Source organism: Streptomyces mayteni, from assembly GCF_054783955.1.
The window spans coordinates 1-13,213 of the sequence record NZ_BAAGPR010000155.1; the positions used below are offsets into that span (position 1 = coordinate 1).

General features: G+C 74.8%; 13 protein-coding genes and 1 pseudogene. 10 read left to right on the forward strand and 4 right to left on the reverse strand.

Going from position 1 to position 13,213, the window contains the following annotated elements; all coding sequences use genetic code 11:
• Positions 1-393 precede the first annotated feature (393 nt).
• Both ACYVPE_RS36650 and ACYVPE_RS36655 read right to left on the reverse strand, forming a co-directional pair.
• The gene (locus ACYVPE_RS36650) at positions 394-1,119 is read right to left on the reverse strand and encodes a vWA domain-containing protein (protein WP_461038163.1); all 726 of its coding nucleotides are present in this window, start codon (positions 1,117-1,119) and stop codon (positions 394-396) included.
• 72 nt (positions 1,120-1,191) lie between these two features.
• Positions 1,192-1,854, reverse strand: a complete 663-nt coding sequence (locus ACYVPE_RS36655; RefSeq protein WP_461038153.1) for an HAD family hydrolase — start codon at positions 1,852-1,854, stop codon at positions 1,192-1,194.
• 323 nt (positions 1,855-2,177) lie between these two features.
• Between ACYVPE_RS36655 and ACYVPE_RS36660 the strand changes: the two genes are divergently transcribed.
• From ACYVPE_RS36660 to ACYVPE_RS36670, 3 genes are all read left to right on the forward strand, one after another.
• Positions 2,178-2,372, forward strand: a complete 195-nt coding sequence (locus ACYVPE_RS36660; protein ID WP_461038154.1) for a hypothetical protein — start codon at positions 2,178-2,180, stop codon at positions 2,370-2,372.
• A gap of 124 nt (positions 2,373-2,496) precedes the next feature.
• The gene (locus ACYVPE_RS36665; protein ID WP_461038155.1) at positions 2,497-3,111 is read left to right on the forward strand and encodes a TetR/AcrR family transcriptional regulator; all 615 of its coding nucleotides are present in this window, start codon (positions 2,497-2,499) and stop codon (positions 3,109-3,111) included.
• Positions 3,112-3,202: 91 nt separating this feature from the next.
• On the forward strand, positions 3,203-4,495 hold the full coding sequence (locus tag ACYVPE_RS36670) for a nitric oxide synthase oxygenase (protein ID WP_461038156.1): 1,293 nt from the start codon (positions 3,203-3,205) through the stop codon (positions 4,493-4,495).
• A 43-nt stretch (positions 4,496-4,538) separates the two neighbouring features.
• On the opposite strand, the gene ACYVPE_RS36675 is transcribed toward ACYVPE_RS36670, so the two are convergent.
• Positions 4,539-5,150 carry a dihydrofolate reductase family protein gene (locus ACYVPE_RS36675; RefSeq protein WP_461038157.1) on the reverse strand — a complete coding sequence of 204 codons (612 nt, stop codon included), beginning with the start codon at positions 5,148-5,150 and terminating at the stop codon, positions 4,539-4,541.
• A 103-nt stretch (positions 5,151-5,253) separates the two neighbouring features.
• A complete protein-coding gene (locus ACYVPE_RS36680) occupies positions 5,254-5,751 on the reverse strand; it encodes an Lrp/AsnC family transcriptional regulator (RefSeq protein ID WP_461038158.1) in 498 nt (165 codons plus the stop codon).
• Positions 5,752-5,911: 160 nt separating this feature from the next.
• Here ACYVPE_RS36680 and ACYVPE_RS36685 point away from each other — a divergent pair, with 160 nt between their 5' ends.
• From ACYVPE_RS36685 to ACYVPE_RS36715, 7 genes and pseudogenes are all read left to right on the forward strand, one after another.
• On the forward strand, positions 5,912-6,973 hold the full coding sequence (locus ACYVPE_RS36685) for a thiamine pyrophosphate-dependent dehydrogenase E1 component subunit alpha (RefSeq protein WP_461038159.1): 1,062 nt from the start codon (positions 5,912-5,914) through the stop codon (positions 6,971-6,973).
• A gap of 5 nt (positions 6,974-6,978) precedes the next feature.
• Positions 6,979-7,941: an alpha-ketoacid dehydrogenase subunit beta gene (locus ACYVPE_RS36690; RefSeq protein WP_461038164.1), complete on the forward strand. Its 963-nt coding sequence runs from the start codon at positions 6,979-6,981 to the stop codon at positions 7,939-7,941.
• 7 nt (positions 7,942-7,948) lie between these two features.
• Positions 7,949-9,475, forward strand: coding sequence for a dihydrolipoamide acetyltransferase family protein (locus ACYVPE_RS36695; protein WP_461038160.1), 1,527 nt, complete (start codon positions 7,949-7,951; stop codon positions 9,473-9,475).
• A 25-nt stretch (positions 9,476-9,500) separates the two neighbouring features.
• Positions 9,501-10,352 (forward strand): NTP transferase domain-containing protein, encoded by an 852-nt coding sequence (locus tag ACYVPE_RS36700; protein WP_461038161.1) that lies wholly within the window; start codon positions 9,501-9,503, stop codon positions 10,350-10,352.
• A 180-nt stretch (positions 10,353-10,532) separates the two neighbouring features.
• Entirely contained in the window at positions 10,533-11,618 is a 1,086-nt protein-coding gene (locus tag ACYVPE_RS36705; protein WP_461038165.1) for a molybdopterin molybdotransferase MoeA, read from the forward strand.
• Between the two features lie 82 nt (positions 11,619-11,700).
• Positions 11,701-12,813, forward strand: a complete 1,113-nt coding sequence (locus ACYVPE_RS36710; protein WP_461038162.1) for a potassium channel family protein — start codon at positions 11,701-11,703, stop codon at positions 12,811-12,813.
• A 30-nt stretch (positions 12,814-12,843) separates the two neighbouring features.
• Positions 12,844-13,213, forward strand: a pseudogene (locus ACYVPE_RS36715) (aminoglycoside phosphotransferase family protein); the annotation flags it as partial.

Below are 13,213 nucleotides of genomic sequence, written 5' to 3' on the forward strand. Positions count from 1 at the left end.
CCCGCCCGCCCTTCTTCGGCGCTTCGAGCAGGGGCCCGGCGGGCCGGAGTCTCCGGCGGCTGCGCCGCCGTGGGCTGGGCCCTACGGGCCCCGGGGCGCTGGCGCGTCCGCGCGAAGCGCGCGGGGAAGCGCCGGCCTCGGGCCGGGGCCCGGCAGGCGCCGCCTCCGCGCGTGGCCGGCGGCTACGCCGGACCGCTTGGGGCCCGCAGGGCCGCCCCGCGCGGAGCGCGGAAGAAGGGCTTGTGGGGGCACCTCCCTGGGGGCACCTCCCAGCCGCCAGGCTGGGGGCCGTTAGCTGGGGGAGGGTGGGGAAGGACGCGGCCCTGCCGGCCCGCAGGGGCGCCCCGCGCGGAGCGCCGGAAAGGGCGGGTGGGTGGGGGAAACCTCAGGCCGTCAGAGGATGTTGGCCGCGCGGGCCGATGACAGCCAGGTGGGGAACTCCGACATCAGCGCGTCGTACAGCTCCGCGTCCGGCAGGGCCGCCGGTTTCGCTCCGGCGGGGAAGAAGCCGGCGTTGTCGACAACCCGGCCCGGGAGGTCGTCGAGGCGGCGGAGGAACGCGAACTCGTCGTCGCCGAAGCCGACGAACTGCCAGAAGATCGGCAGGGTGGCCGACTCCGCCAGCAGGCGGCCCGTCTCGCCCTTGTCCTTGGGCGCGCCGTCCGTCTGGAAGAGGACGAACGCGGGGGCGGTCGCGCCGGAGGCGCGGTAGTGGGTGATGACGGCGCGCATCGCCTTCGCGTAGTACGTGCGGCCCATGTGCCCGAGCGTGTCGTGGATCGCGGCGATCCGGCCCCGGTGGGCGCCGAGCGTGACGTCCGCCGTGGTGTGCACGTCGGTGGAGAAGAAGACGGTCGGCACGATGCCGTCGTCGTCGAAGTGGGCCGCCAGGCCGAGTGCCTGCTCGGCGAGGCGCTGCACCGTGCCGTCCTCGTAGAAGGGCCGCATCGAGCCCGAGCGGTCGAGCACCAGGTAGACGGCGGCGCGCTCGCCGAGCAGCCGGCGCTTGTCGAGGGTGACGCGGGCGGACTCGTACCGCTCGACCAGGTCGGGCGCGGTGGCGGCGACCTTCTCCAGGCTGATCGCTGACGTCTCGGGCATCGCGGGCATCGCGGGCATCGCGGGCATCCGGTCCTCTCCGTGGTGCGTGGTTATCGGGAGAACCGGCGGGGACGGGCGGGAGTTCCCCCCTCAGGGGTGGTTCTCGTTGTGCTTGGCGATCCGGTCGGTCAGCTCGCGGAGGCCGTCGATCCGCATGGTGGGAAGCAGTTCGGCCTCCGGGTGGTGCTGGTGGATGAGGCCCCAGGGGCCGCGTCTGATCAGGGCGGTGCGGAGGCCGAGGGCGGCGGCGGGGCGGACGTCCTCGTCGAGGCGGTCGCCGACGTAGAGGATCTCGCGCGGCTCCATCCGCAGCGAGTGGATCACGATCTCGAAGAACCGCGGATCCGGTTTGGCGACGCCCATCGTCTCGGCCGAGCCGACCAGGTCGACGAAGCCGGCGAAGAGGCGGCGGAGGATCGTCGTGGCCTGCCGGGTCTGGTTTCCGGCGATGCCGAGCGTGAGGCCGGTGCCGCGCAACAGCTTGAGCGTCAGCCGGGCGTCGGCGTAGAGGTCGTTCTCGCCGAACCACTCGTGTTCGCCCACCGCCGCCCGTTTCTCCCGCTCCACCGCCAGGTCGAACTCCGGCCGGAAGATCCGGAGCGCCTCCATCGGGTCCCGGCCCTGGGCGATCATGGCGCCGAACTGGGCGGAGAACGTGTGCCGAGGCGCCCCCACCCAGGCCGCCCAGCCCTCCCACTCGCGGCTCTCGTCCAGCAGACACTCGCCGACGTCGAACACGACTGCTCGAATCATGGCCGGCAGCGTAGGGCCGCCCGGCGGGGCGCGAAACGGCGTCGTCCCCGGATCGGGCGGATTGTCGGCGAAACAGGGACGGGCGGCCGCGCGGTACGGCATATTGCCGCGCAGCGCCCTGCCGAGCGCGACAACCCGTGGAAACCCTCCGGGTAATTCGAACATGCGCGCTTCACCCACTCCGGTCGCGTCCCCCGAAGGTGTCTTCTGTTGCGCGAAGCGGCGGAAGCACGTAACCGAGCGCGCCGAAAACCGTCCACAGTGAAGGAAGAAGGACAGGACGGACAGAGGGAGCTGCGATGGCCTGGGCGGAGGGCGCTTGTGTGGTCGACACGCGGACCGGCAGGGTCGGCCGCGTCACGGCTCGGCGCGGCACCCGGTTGCGGCTGCGCGCGCTGGACGGTGGGCGGCTCTGGGAGTGCCCGCAGGACGCGGTGCGCGCCGCGACCGAGTGGGAGCAGCGGAACGCCGATGTGCTCGACGCCAGCTGGCGGTTCTGGCGCGCCGCCGGGATGTGACGCCGGGACGTGAGGCGGGGCCGCGCGGCGGGTGGAACACTGTCCGGCGGGCCCGGCGCTGCGTCGGACAGCGCCGCCGAACGATCGGTCGGGGCAAGGGCGCGAGAGATACGGGGTGTTGCTCGTGGGTTCGGTGGCGCGGCGGGACGCCTACACGGCGGAGAGTCTGCTCGAGGTGGCGGTGGGCGTCTTCAACGAGCGTGGCTACGACGGCACGTCGATGGAGCACCTGTCGCGGGCGGCCGGCATCTCGAAGTCGTCGATCTACCACCATGTGCCGTCCAAGGAGGAGTTGCTGCGGCGGGCCCTCGCCCGCGCGCTGGACGGCCTGTTCGCGGTGCTCGACGAGCCGGCGGCCGGGGAGGGCCGGGCGGTGGCGCGGCTGGAGTTCGTGGTGCGGCGCACCGCCGAGGTGCTGATGGAGCGGCTGCCCTGTGTGACGCTGCTGCTGCGGGTGCGGGGCAACACGGACACCGAGCGGTGGGCGCTGGTGCGGCGGCGGGAGTTCGACCAGCGGGTGGCCGAGCTGGTGCGGGCCGCCGTCGCGGAGGGCGACCTGCGGCCCGAGGTGGACCCCCGGCTGGCGACGCGGCTGCTGTTTGGGATGATCAACTCGATAGTGGAGTGGTATCGGCCACATCCCGGGGAGCCAGTGGTCTCGGGTGACGTGGTCGAAGCCGTCATATCCACCGCATTCGACGGGCTGCGGCAGCCGGCCGCGAGCGGTTCCGCGCCATAGCGCGGCGATCGCCCCCACCCGTCGTGTGACATCAACTACCCTTGCCCGGCGTGGGGGTGGCGCACCAGTCACAGGCGACCCCGGAGAGCCCATGAACACCGACCGCCTCAGCCATGGCCACGGCCCCGGGCACGGTCACGTGCAGGCCCAGCCGCACGCCCCGTCGCAGCCCCAGCTCCACCCGCAGGCCCACCACCCGTCGCTCCCGGCCGGCTACCCGGCGCCGTCGGCGTCAGGCGTGTCGGGGCTGGCGAGCGCCGCGCGGTCCTGGAAGTCCCCGGACTGGGCGGAGGCCGAGGAGTTCATCCGCCAGTTCCACGCCGAGAACCCCGACCAGCCGGTCCCGATCGGCATGCGGCTGCGGCAGATCCGCGAGCACCTGGAACGTACGGGCACCTACCGCCACACCCGGGCCGAGCTGGAGTTCGGCGCCCGGGTCGCCTGGCGCAACTCCAGCCGCTGCATAGGCCGGCTCTACTGGAAGAGCCTCCGGGTCCTCGACCGCCGCACCTCCGCCACCGCCGAGGAGATCCACGCCGACCTCTGCGAGCACCTGCGGCTGGCCACCAACGACGGCCGGATACGGCCCGTCATCTCCGTCTTCGCGCCCGCCACCCCGTTCCGCCGGGCCCCGCTGGTCTGGAACAGCCAGCTGATCCGCTACGCCGGCTACCGCACGATGGACGGCGGCGTCATCGGCGACCCGGGGAACGTCGACTTCACCGACGCCGTGCGCCGCCTCGGCTGGCAGGCGCCGGGCGGCTGGTTCGACGTGCTGCCGATGGTGATCGAGACGCACGGCGACAAGCCGCAGCTCCTCGACGTGCCGCGCGACCTGGTGCTCGAGGTGCCGATCACCCACCCCGACATCCCGGCCTTCGCCGAACTCGGCCTGCGCTGGCACGCCGTCCCCGCCATCTCCCACATGCGGCTCTCCATCGGCGGCGTCGACTACCCGCTGGCGCCCTTCAACGGCTGGTACATGGGCACCGAGATCGGCGCCCGCAACTTCGTCGACGAGGACCGCTACAACCTGCTGCCCGTGGTGGCCGAACTGCTCGGCCTCGACACCAGCAAGGCGACCACGCTCTGGAAGGACCGGGCCCTGGTCGAGCTGAACGTCGCCGTGCTCCACTCGTTCGAGGCGGCCGGCGTCAAGATCACCGACCACCACACCGAGTCGGAGCGCTTCCTCACCCACATCGAGCGCGAGGAGCGGCAGGGGCGGCGCGTGCCGGCCGACTGGAGCTGGATCGTGCCGCCCGTCTCGGGCGGCCTGACCCCGGTCTTCCACCGCTACTACGACGAGGCCGACCAGCGGCCCAACTTCTACCTGGACGACGAGGCGCGGGCCCGCGCGGCCGGCTGCCCCGTCGCCCACTGAGCCGCCGGGCGGAGCCGGGCCGGGCCTGGGCCCGGTCGGCCGGTTACGAGGCGAACGAGCCGTACGTCGGGCGCCCCGCCGGCTCGTAGACGTGGACCGCGACGCCGGTCGGGGTGGTGCGCGACTCCCTGAGCCGCAGCGCCGTCGGCCGGGTCCCGGCCGCGAAGAGCCGGTGGCCGGTGCCGAGCACCACCGGGTAGACCAGCAGCCGCACCTCGTCGATCAGGTCGTGCGCGAACAGCGAGCGGGCCAGGGTGGCGCTGCCGTGGATCTGCAACTCCCGGCCAGGACGCTGCTTCAGCTCCGCCACCCGCGCCGGCACGTCCGCGTCGAGCACGGTGGTGCCCGCCCACTCGGCGTCGGTGAGGGTGGTCGAGGTGACGTACTTGGGCAGCGCGTTGAGCCGGGACGCGATCGGGTCGGCCGGGTCGGTCTGCTCCGGCCAGAAGCCGGCGAAGATCTCGTACGTGCGGCGCCCCAGCAGGAACGCGTCCGCCTGGTCGAACCAGCCGGCGACCAGCCGGCCGAACTCCTCGTCGGCGTAGGGGTAGGACCAGCCCCCGTGGGTGAAGCCGTCCGACGTGTCCTCCTCGGGCCCGCCGGGGCCCTGCACCACGCCGTCCAGGGTCAGGAACTCCGTCAGGGTCAGCCGCATGGCGTCTCTCCTCGCGCTTCGGGTCGTTTCCGGTGCCGGTAGGACCGGGCGCGGGCGGCGAACTCATCGGGCCAGGGGCGAACGGGTGAGGTGAGGTGGGGGCCTACTCGGGGAGCAGGTCGGTCTCCTCGAAGACCAGCAGCGTGCGGGTGGACAGCACCTCGGGCATCGCCTGGATCCTGGTCAGCACCAGCTCCCGCAGCGCCCGGTTGTCCGCCGTGTGCACCAGCAGCAGCACGTCGAAGTCGCCGCTGACCAGCGCGATGTGCGTGGCGCCCGGCAGGCAGGCCAGCTTGCTGCGCACCGTGCGCCAGCTGTCCTGCACGATCTTCAGCGTGATGTAGGCGGAGGCCCCCTGCCCCGCCCGCTCGTGGTCCACCAGGGCGGCGAAGCCGCGGATCACGCCGTCGTCCAGCAGCCGGTTGATCCGCGCGTAGGCGTTGGCCCGGGAGATGTGCACCTGCTCGGCGACCGACCGGATCGAGGCGCGGCCGTCCGCGCGGAGCAGCCGCAGGATCGCCGCGTCGATCGGATCCAGCGGCCGGATCGGGGGGACCTGGCCGGCGGGCGAAGGGGCCGTGGGCAACTGGTCTTCCCTCATGCGGATTCTCCGACCCTCCCTGGACGTCCTGCCCCCATGGGACGGCAAACCGGGCCAGCTGTCCACAGGGCGGTACGAACCGTAGCCAGGATGCGCCGTCGACCGAACAATCGGTAGGCAGAACCGCCGACCGGGCGACGCGACGACGGGAGGTACTGCCGTGGGGGACGTGGAGGCGAGGAGCGCCGACGACCTGCTGCCTGAGCCGGAGCCCCACCGGGTGCTCGGCACCGGCGCCGAGCCGGATCCCGAGACCTGGCCAGAGCTCTACCGCCAACTGGTGCGGGGCCGCCGCTACAACACCCAGGCGACCGTGCTGACCCGACAGGGCCGGCTCGCCGTCTACCCCTCCTCCACCGGGCAGGAGGCGTGCCAGGTCGCCGCCGCCCTGGCCCTCGAACCGCGGGACTGGCTCTTCCCCAGCTACCGCGACACGCTCGCCGCCGTCGTCCGCGGCCTCGACCCGGTGGCCGCCCTCGGGCTGCTGCGCGGCGACTGGCACACCGGCTACGACCCGCGGGCGCTGCGGATCGCCCCGCTCTGCACCCCGCTCGCCACCCAACTCCCGCACGCCGTCGGCCTGGCGCACGCGGCCCGGCTGCGCGGCGACGACGTGGTCGCGCTCGCCCTGGTCGGCGACGGCGGCACCTCGGAGGGCGACTTCCACGAGGCGCTGAACTTCGCCGCCGTGTGGCGGGCCCCCGTCGTCTTCCTGGTGCAGAACAACGGCTACGCCATCTCCGTGCCGCTCGCCAAGCAGTCGGCGGCGCCCAGCCTGGCGCACAAGGCCGTCGGCTACGGCATGCCGGGCCGGCTGGTCGACGGCAACGACGCGCCGGCCGTGCTCGCCGTGCTGCGGCAGGCGTTGGCCCGCGCCAGGGCCGGCGGCGGGCCGACGCTGGTCGAGGCGCTGACCTACCGCATCGAAGCGCACACCAACGCCGACGACGCCGGCCGCTACCGGCCGGACGCGGAGGTCGCGGCCTGGCAGGACCGGGACCCGCTGGCGCTGCTCGGCGGCGAACTCCGGCGGCACGGGCTGCTCACGGACGACCGGGAGGCGGCGCTCCGCGCGGAGGCCGACGAACTCGCCGCCACCCTGCGGGCCGGCCTCGCCACCGAACCCCCACTCGACCCGGCCGACCTGTTCGCCCACGTCTTCGCCACCCCCACCCCGCAACTGCGGGAGCAGGCACGACGGTTGGGGGTGGGGTCGGCGTGATCACGATGGCCCGCGCGCTGAACCGCGCGCTGCGCGACGCGTTGGCCGACGACCCGAGCGTGCACCTGCTCGGCGAGGACATCGGCACGCTCGGCGGCGTCTTCCGGGTGACGGACGGCCTGGCCGCCGAGTTCGGCGACGAACGCTGCACGGACACGCCGCTGGCCGAGGCCGGGATCCTGGGCACCGCCACCGGGATGGCGATGTACGGGCTGCGGCCGGTCGTCGAGATGCAGTTCGACGCGTTCGCCTACCCGGCGTTCGAGCAACTGGTCTCGCACGTCGCCCGGATGCGGAACCGGACGCGCGGCGCGATGCCGCTGCCGCTGACGGTGCGGATCCCCTACGGCGGCGGCATCGGCGGCGTCGAGCACCACAGCGACTCGTCAGAGGCGTACTACATGGCGACGCCCGGGCTGCACGTGATGACGCCCTCGACGGTCGCGGACGCGTACGGGCTGCTGCGGCAGGCCATCGCCTCCGACGACCCGGTGGTCTTCCTCGAACCGAAGCGGCTCTACTGGGCCAAGGGCGAACTCGAACCCGACGTCCCGCCCGGCGGGCGGGCGGTGGTGCGGCGCCCCGGCACGTCGGCGACGCTGCTCTGCTACGGCCCCGCGGTGCCGGTCTGCCTGGCGGCCGCCGAGTCGGAGGCGGCGCGCGAACGCGGCTGGGACCTGGCGGTGGTCGACCTCCGCACGCTGGTGCCGTTCGACGACGAGACGGTGTGCGCGGAGGTGCGGCGCACGGGCCGCGCCGTCGTCGTCCACGAGGCCGCCGGCTTCGCCGGCCCCGGCGCGGAGATCGCGGCCCGGGTCACCGAGCGGTGCTTCCACCACCTGGCGGCGCCGGTGGGGCGCGTCACGGGCTTCGACATCCCGTACCCGCCGCCGCTGCTGGAACGCCACCACCTGCCCGACGCGAACCGGGTGCTGGCGGCGGTGGCCGGCCTGCAATGGGAGGACTGAGACCCCCATGAACGTGTTCCTGCTGCCGGACCTGGGCGAGGGCCTGACCAGCGCGGAGGTCGTGCGCTGGCTGGTCGACGTCGGCGACACGGTGACGGTCGACCAGCCGGTGGTGGAGGTCGAGACCGCCAAGTCGGTCGTCGAACTCCCCTGCCCCTACGAGGGCGTGGTCACCGCACGCCACGGCGCGCCGGGCGAGGAACTCCCGGTCGGCGCGGAACTGCTGCGCCTCACCGCTGCCGCGGAGCCGACCTCGGGCCCCGTACTGGTCGGCTACGGGACCGCGCCGGCCGCGCCTGGCGGCGCACCGCAACCGACGGGCCCGGGCCCGGGCCTTGGCCTTGGTGGCGGGCCAGGCGCCTCCGGCGCGGGGCCGGCGACGGCGGTCGCCGTGGTCTCGCCGCTCGTGCGGCGGCTGGCGCGCGAGCGCGGCGTCGACATCCACACGGTGACCGGCACGGGCCCCGGCGGCCTCATCATGCGCGCCGACGTCCTGAACGCGTCCCCCCACGAAGGGGCCGCCGCCAACCCGGCCGGCGGCCCCACCCCCGGCGCCGCCAGCGGTCCGGCGTCCCGCGCGGCGAGCCCCGGCTCGGCCGGCTCCTGCGGTGCTGCGGCGCCAGCTGCCAGCTCTGCCGGCGACCCGCGGGGTGTCCCCGCTGGGCCGCTCGCCGCAGGCGGGGCGGATGCCGGCTTCGCCGGGGGTGTGCCGGCCGGCGGCCAAGCCGTCGCGGGCAGCGGCTCGTTGCCCGGGCCCGCCGACGCTGGGCGGGCCCCCGCCGCAGGCGGGCTCGGGGTGGGGGCCGCAGGCCCCGTCGGCGTCGCCGCCGGCGACCCTCAGGGGCCCGCCGGCTCCGCCGCAGGCGGGGAGGTTGTCGGGATGCGTGGCGTGGCGTGGGTGATGGCGGAGCGGGTCGGGAGGAGTCGGCGGGAGGTCGCGGACGCGACCTGTTGGGTGGAGGCGGACGCCACCGGTTTGGTGGCGGCGCGCAGCGCCGCCTCCGTTTCGACGATGGCGTTGCTCGCGCGGATCTGCGTCGTCGGGCTGCGCCGGTATCCGCAGTTGAACGCCAGCGTCGACATGGCGGCGCGGCGGATCGTCCGGCACGGGGCCGTGCATCTGGGGTTCGCCGCGGCGACCGACCGTGGGTTGTTGGTGCCGGTCGTGCGGGACGCGCAGGCCATGACGACCGGTGCCCTCGCCGCCGAGCTGCGGCGGCTCACCGAGGGGGCGCGGGCCGGGACGCTGCCGCCCGCCGAGCTCACCGGCTCGACGTTCACGCTCAACAACTACGGCGTGTTCGGCGTCGACGGCTCCACGCCGATCATCAACGTCCCGGAGGCCGGCATGCTCGGCGTCGGACGGATCGCCGAGAAGCCCTGGGCGCACGAGGGGCGGGTCGCGCTGCGGTCCGTCGTCCAGCTGTCGCTCACCTTCGACCACCGGGTCTGCGACGGTGCCGTGGCCGGCGGGTTCCTCCGGTTCGTCGCCGATCGGGTGGAACAACCCCTCGCACTCCTTGGCGACCTTTGAGTGTCCCGCGGGTACCGTGGGCGGAATGACCCCGCATGACGCCGTCATCCTGGCCGGAGGCGCCGCCCGGCGGCTCGGTGGAGCGGACAAGCCGGCCGTGCGGGTCGGCGGCCGGACGCTGCTCGACCGGGTGGTCGGGGCCTGCCCCGACGCCGCGCGGGTGGTGGTCGTCGGGCCGCGCAGGCCCACCGGCCGCCCGGTGGTGTGGGCCAGGGAGGAGCCGCCCGGCGGCGGCCCGCTGGCCGCCCTCGCGGCCGGGCTGCGCGAGGTGACGGCGCCGCTGACGCTGGTGCTCGCCGCCGACCTGCCGTTCCTCACCCCCGCCGGGCTCGCCCGGCTGCTCGACGTGCCGCCGGATGCCGACGTCGTACTCCCCCGGGACGCCGGCGGCCGCGACCAGCCGCTCAGCGCCGTCTACCGCACCGAGTCGCTGCGCCGCGAACTCGCGCTGCTGGCAACCGAGTACGGCACCCTCGCCGGACTGCCACTGAAGCTGCTACTCCCCGGGCTGAGTCCGCACCACGTCGTCGCGACCGACGACAACGGTGGCGTGGACTGCGACACCTGGGCCGACATCGTGACCGCCCGCACCAGGATCAGGGACGATATGAGCGTGCTGGACGAATGGCTTGCCGCCGTCAAGGCCGACCTCGGCATCGAAATCGACGTGGACATCAAGGCGCTGCTCGACGCCGCCCGCGATGCCGCGCACAACGTGGCGCGCCCCGCCGCGCCACTGACCACCTTCCTCGTCGGATACGCCGTCGCCCAGCAGGGCATCTCCCCGACCGAGGCGGCGGCCCGGATCTCCGCCCTCGCCGAACAGTGGGCGGCGGAGGCCGACGGCGCGGGAACGGGCGCGGGGGCGGCGCCGTGATCGACGACTTCGACGACGCGCTGGCGCTGGCCAACGGGCCGGTCGCGGCCGCCGTCGCCACCCCGGGCCGCCCGGCCCCGCACCCGGCCGCGCCCCGGCGCGAGCTGCCCGGCTGGGAGATCGCGCGCCATCGCGCACCGCGCCGCGCGCCCGCTGCCGCCCCGCCGGCTGCCGATCGACCTGGCGCTCGGCCACACGCTGGCCGCCCCGCTGACCGCCCTCACCGACCTGCCCGCCTTCGACACCTCGGCCATGGACGGCTGGGCCGTCGCCGGGCCCGGGCCCTGGCGGCTCACCGGCGACCCCACCGGGGTGCTCGCCGGCGGCCCGGCCGCCCCCCAGCTGACCGACGGCGAGGCCGTGCCCATCGCCACCGGCGGCCGGATCCCGGCCGGCGCCACCGCCGTGCTGCGCAGCGAGCACGGCGGCGTCGCCGACGGCCGGCTCTCGGGGCCCAACCCGGAGCCGGGCGCCGACGTGCGGCCGCGCGGCCAGGAGTGCCGCACCGGCACCGAGCTGCTGCCGGCCCGCACCCCGCTCACCCCGGCCGCCCTCGGCCTCGCCGCGGCCGCCGGCTACGACCAGCTCGCGGTCCGGCCGCGGCCCCGCGCCGAGGTGCTGGTGCTCGGCGACGAACTGCTGTTCCGCGGCCTGCCGCACGACGGCCGGATCAGGGACGCGCTCGGCCCCATGACCGGGCCCTGGCTCACCGCGCTCGGCGCCCACACCCTCGTCACCCGGCGGCTCGGCGACGACGCCGAGGCGCTGTACGAGGCGGTCTCCACCAGCCGCGCCGACCTGATCGTCACCACCGGCTCGACCGCCGCGGGGCCCGTCGACCACCTGCGCGGGGTGCTGCGCAGGCTGGACGCCCAGCTGCTGGTCAGCGGCGTCGCGGTGCGGCCAGGACATCCGATGCTGCTGGCCGAGCTGCCCGGCGGGGTGCCGCTCGTCGGCCTGCCTGGCAACCCGCTGGCCGCCGTCTCCGCGCTGCTGACGCTCGCCGCGCCGCTGCTCGCCGCGCTGGCCGACCGCCCGACGCCCGAGGAGCGGCGGGCCCGGCTCACCGAGCCGGTGCGCGGGCACCCCACCGACACCCGGCTCGTCCCGGTGCGCTGCCCGGCGCCCGGCGAGGCGCGGCCGCTGAGCTACGCTGGCCCCGCCATGCTGCGCGGCATCGCCGCCGCGTCGGCCCTGGCGGTCATCCCGCCGGGTGGTGCGGGGGCACACACCGAGGTCCGCCTTCTCGATCTGCCAGCCGCCTGACCCCGTCGAATCCCGTCGATCCCCGTCGAATCCCGCCTGATTCCGTTCGATTCCCGTCCGGATTGATCACACTCCCGTGCCGATGAAACTCACCAGCGTCCGTGCCTCGTCCGCCGACGACCTCTCGCAGGGCGTCCGGCTCCCGCGCTACGTCGCCGGCCCGCTCGTGCAGGTGATGCGCAGGCTGCTGATGGCGGGCGCCGTGATGGCGGCGGCCGTGGTCATCGTCTACACCGACCGGCACGGCTACAAGGACAACGTGGCGGGCGGCCCGGTCGGCTTCGTCGACTCCCTCTACTACGTGACGGTGTCGCTCTCCACCACGGGCTACGGCGACATCGTGCCGGTCACCACCACCGCGCGCCTGCTGACCACGTTCCTGATCACCCCGCTCCGCGTCCTGTTCCTGATCATCCTCGTGGGGACGACACTGGAGGTGTTGACGGAGCGCACCCGCGAGCAGTGGCGGCAGGCGTACTGGAGGAAGCACATGCGAGATCACACCGTCATCGTCGGCTTCGGCACCAAGGGCAGGTCGGCGGCCGAGACGCTGATGAGCGGCGGCCTCACCCAGGACCGGATCGTGGTCGTCGACCCCAACCCGGCGGTCGTCGAGCAGGCCGGGGCGGACGGCTACGCGGGGGTCATCGGGGACGCCACCCGCTCCAGCGTGCTGGTCCGCGCCATGGCGGACCGCGCCAAGCAGGTGGTGATCTCGACGCAGCGCGACGACACCGCGGTGCTTGTGGCGTTGACCGTGCGGCAGCTCAGCAAGAAGGTGCGGATCGTCGCCTCGGTGCGGGAGGCGGAGAACGTGCCGCTGCTGCGGCAGTCCGGGGCGGACGCGGTGATCACCAGCGCCAGCGCCGTGGGCCGGATGCTGGGCCTGTCCATGATCAGCCCGAGCTCCGGCATGGTGCTCGAGGACCTGGTGCAGCACAGCGAGGGCCTGAGCCTGCGGGAGCGGCCGGTGACGAAGGCCGAGGCCGGGAAGTCGCCGCGGGAGATCGAGGACCTGGTGGTCTCGGTCATACGCGGCCACCGGCTGCTCGGCTTCGACGACCCGGAGGCGGCCACCCTGCAGCTCACGGACCGGCTGGTGGTGATCCACCGGGTGAGTCCCGAGGAGAAGAAGGCGATGGCGGTGGCCCGCAAGGAGCGGGGCTCGGGATCCTGGCGGATCCCGGGCCGGTAGCCGGCTGGCAGGGGCGGAGAAGTGACGGGGGTGGCGGGGGAACTGGCGGCGCTGGCCGACGGGCGCGAGCCGGCGTACCGCGTGCTCGCGGAGCGTCCCGACGCCACGTTGGTGCGGGTCGGGGCGGTGGTGGCCAAGGCGCACGCCCCCGACACGGACGCCGGCGCGCTCGCGGCCCGGCTGCGGGTGGCCGCGCACCCGGCGCTCACCGGGATCCTGCTGCCGCCGGTCGCGCCCGCGGCGGTGCGCCCGCTGGGCGGCGGCCGGCCGGCGACGCTCTGGCCGTACGGGACGCCGATCGATCCGGACGTCGACGAGCTGCCGTGGGCGGCGGGCAGTCCTGGCGTGGACTCGGCGGTGTCCACCGGGCCGGCCAGTCCCTCGGCGCGCAACTCGGCGG

Coding starts and splice junctions, on each gene's coding strand:
- ACYVPE_RS36650 (WP_461038163.1), bottom strand. CDS start 1,119: ATGCCCGCGATGCCCGCGATGCCCGAGACGTCAGCGATCAGCCTGGAG.
- ACYVPE_RS36655 (WP_461038153.1), bottom strand. CDS start 1,854: ATGATTCGAGCAGTCGTGTTCGACGTCGGCGAGTGTCTGCTGGACGAG.
- ACYVPE_RS36670 (WP_461038156.1), top strand. CDS start 3,203: ATGAACACCGACCGCCTCAGCCATGGCCACGGCCCCGGGCACGGTCAC.
- ACYVPE_RS36675 (WP_461038157.1), bottom strand. CDS start 5,150: ATGCGGCTGACCCTGACGGAGTTCCTGACCCTGGACGGCGTGGTGCAG.
- ACYVPE_RS36680 (WP_461038158.1), bottom strand. CDS start 5,751: ATGAGGGAAGACCAGTTGCCCACGGCCCCTTCGCCCGCCGGCCAGGTC.
- ACYVPE_RS36690 (WP_461038164.1), top strand. CDS start 6,979: ATGGCCCGCGCGCTGAACCGCGCGCTGCGCGACGCGTTGGCCGACGAC.
- ACYVPE_RS36695 (WP_461038160.1), top strand. CDS start 7,949: ATGAACGTGTTCCTGCTGCCGGACCTGGGCGAGGGCCTGACCAGCGCG.
- ACYVPE_RS36700 (WP_461038161.1), top strand. CDS start 9,501: ATGACCCCGCATGACGCCGTCATCCTGGCCGGAGGCGCCGCCCGGCGG.
- ACYVPE_RS36710 (WP_461038162.1), top strand. CDS start 11,701: ATGAAACTCACCAGCGTCCGTGCCTCGTCCGCCGACGACCTCTCGCAG.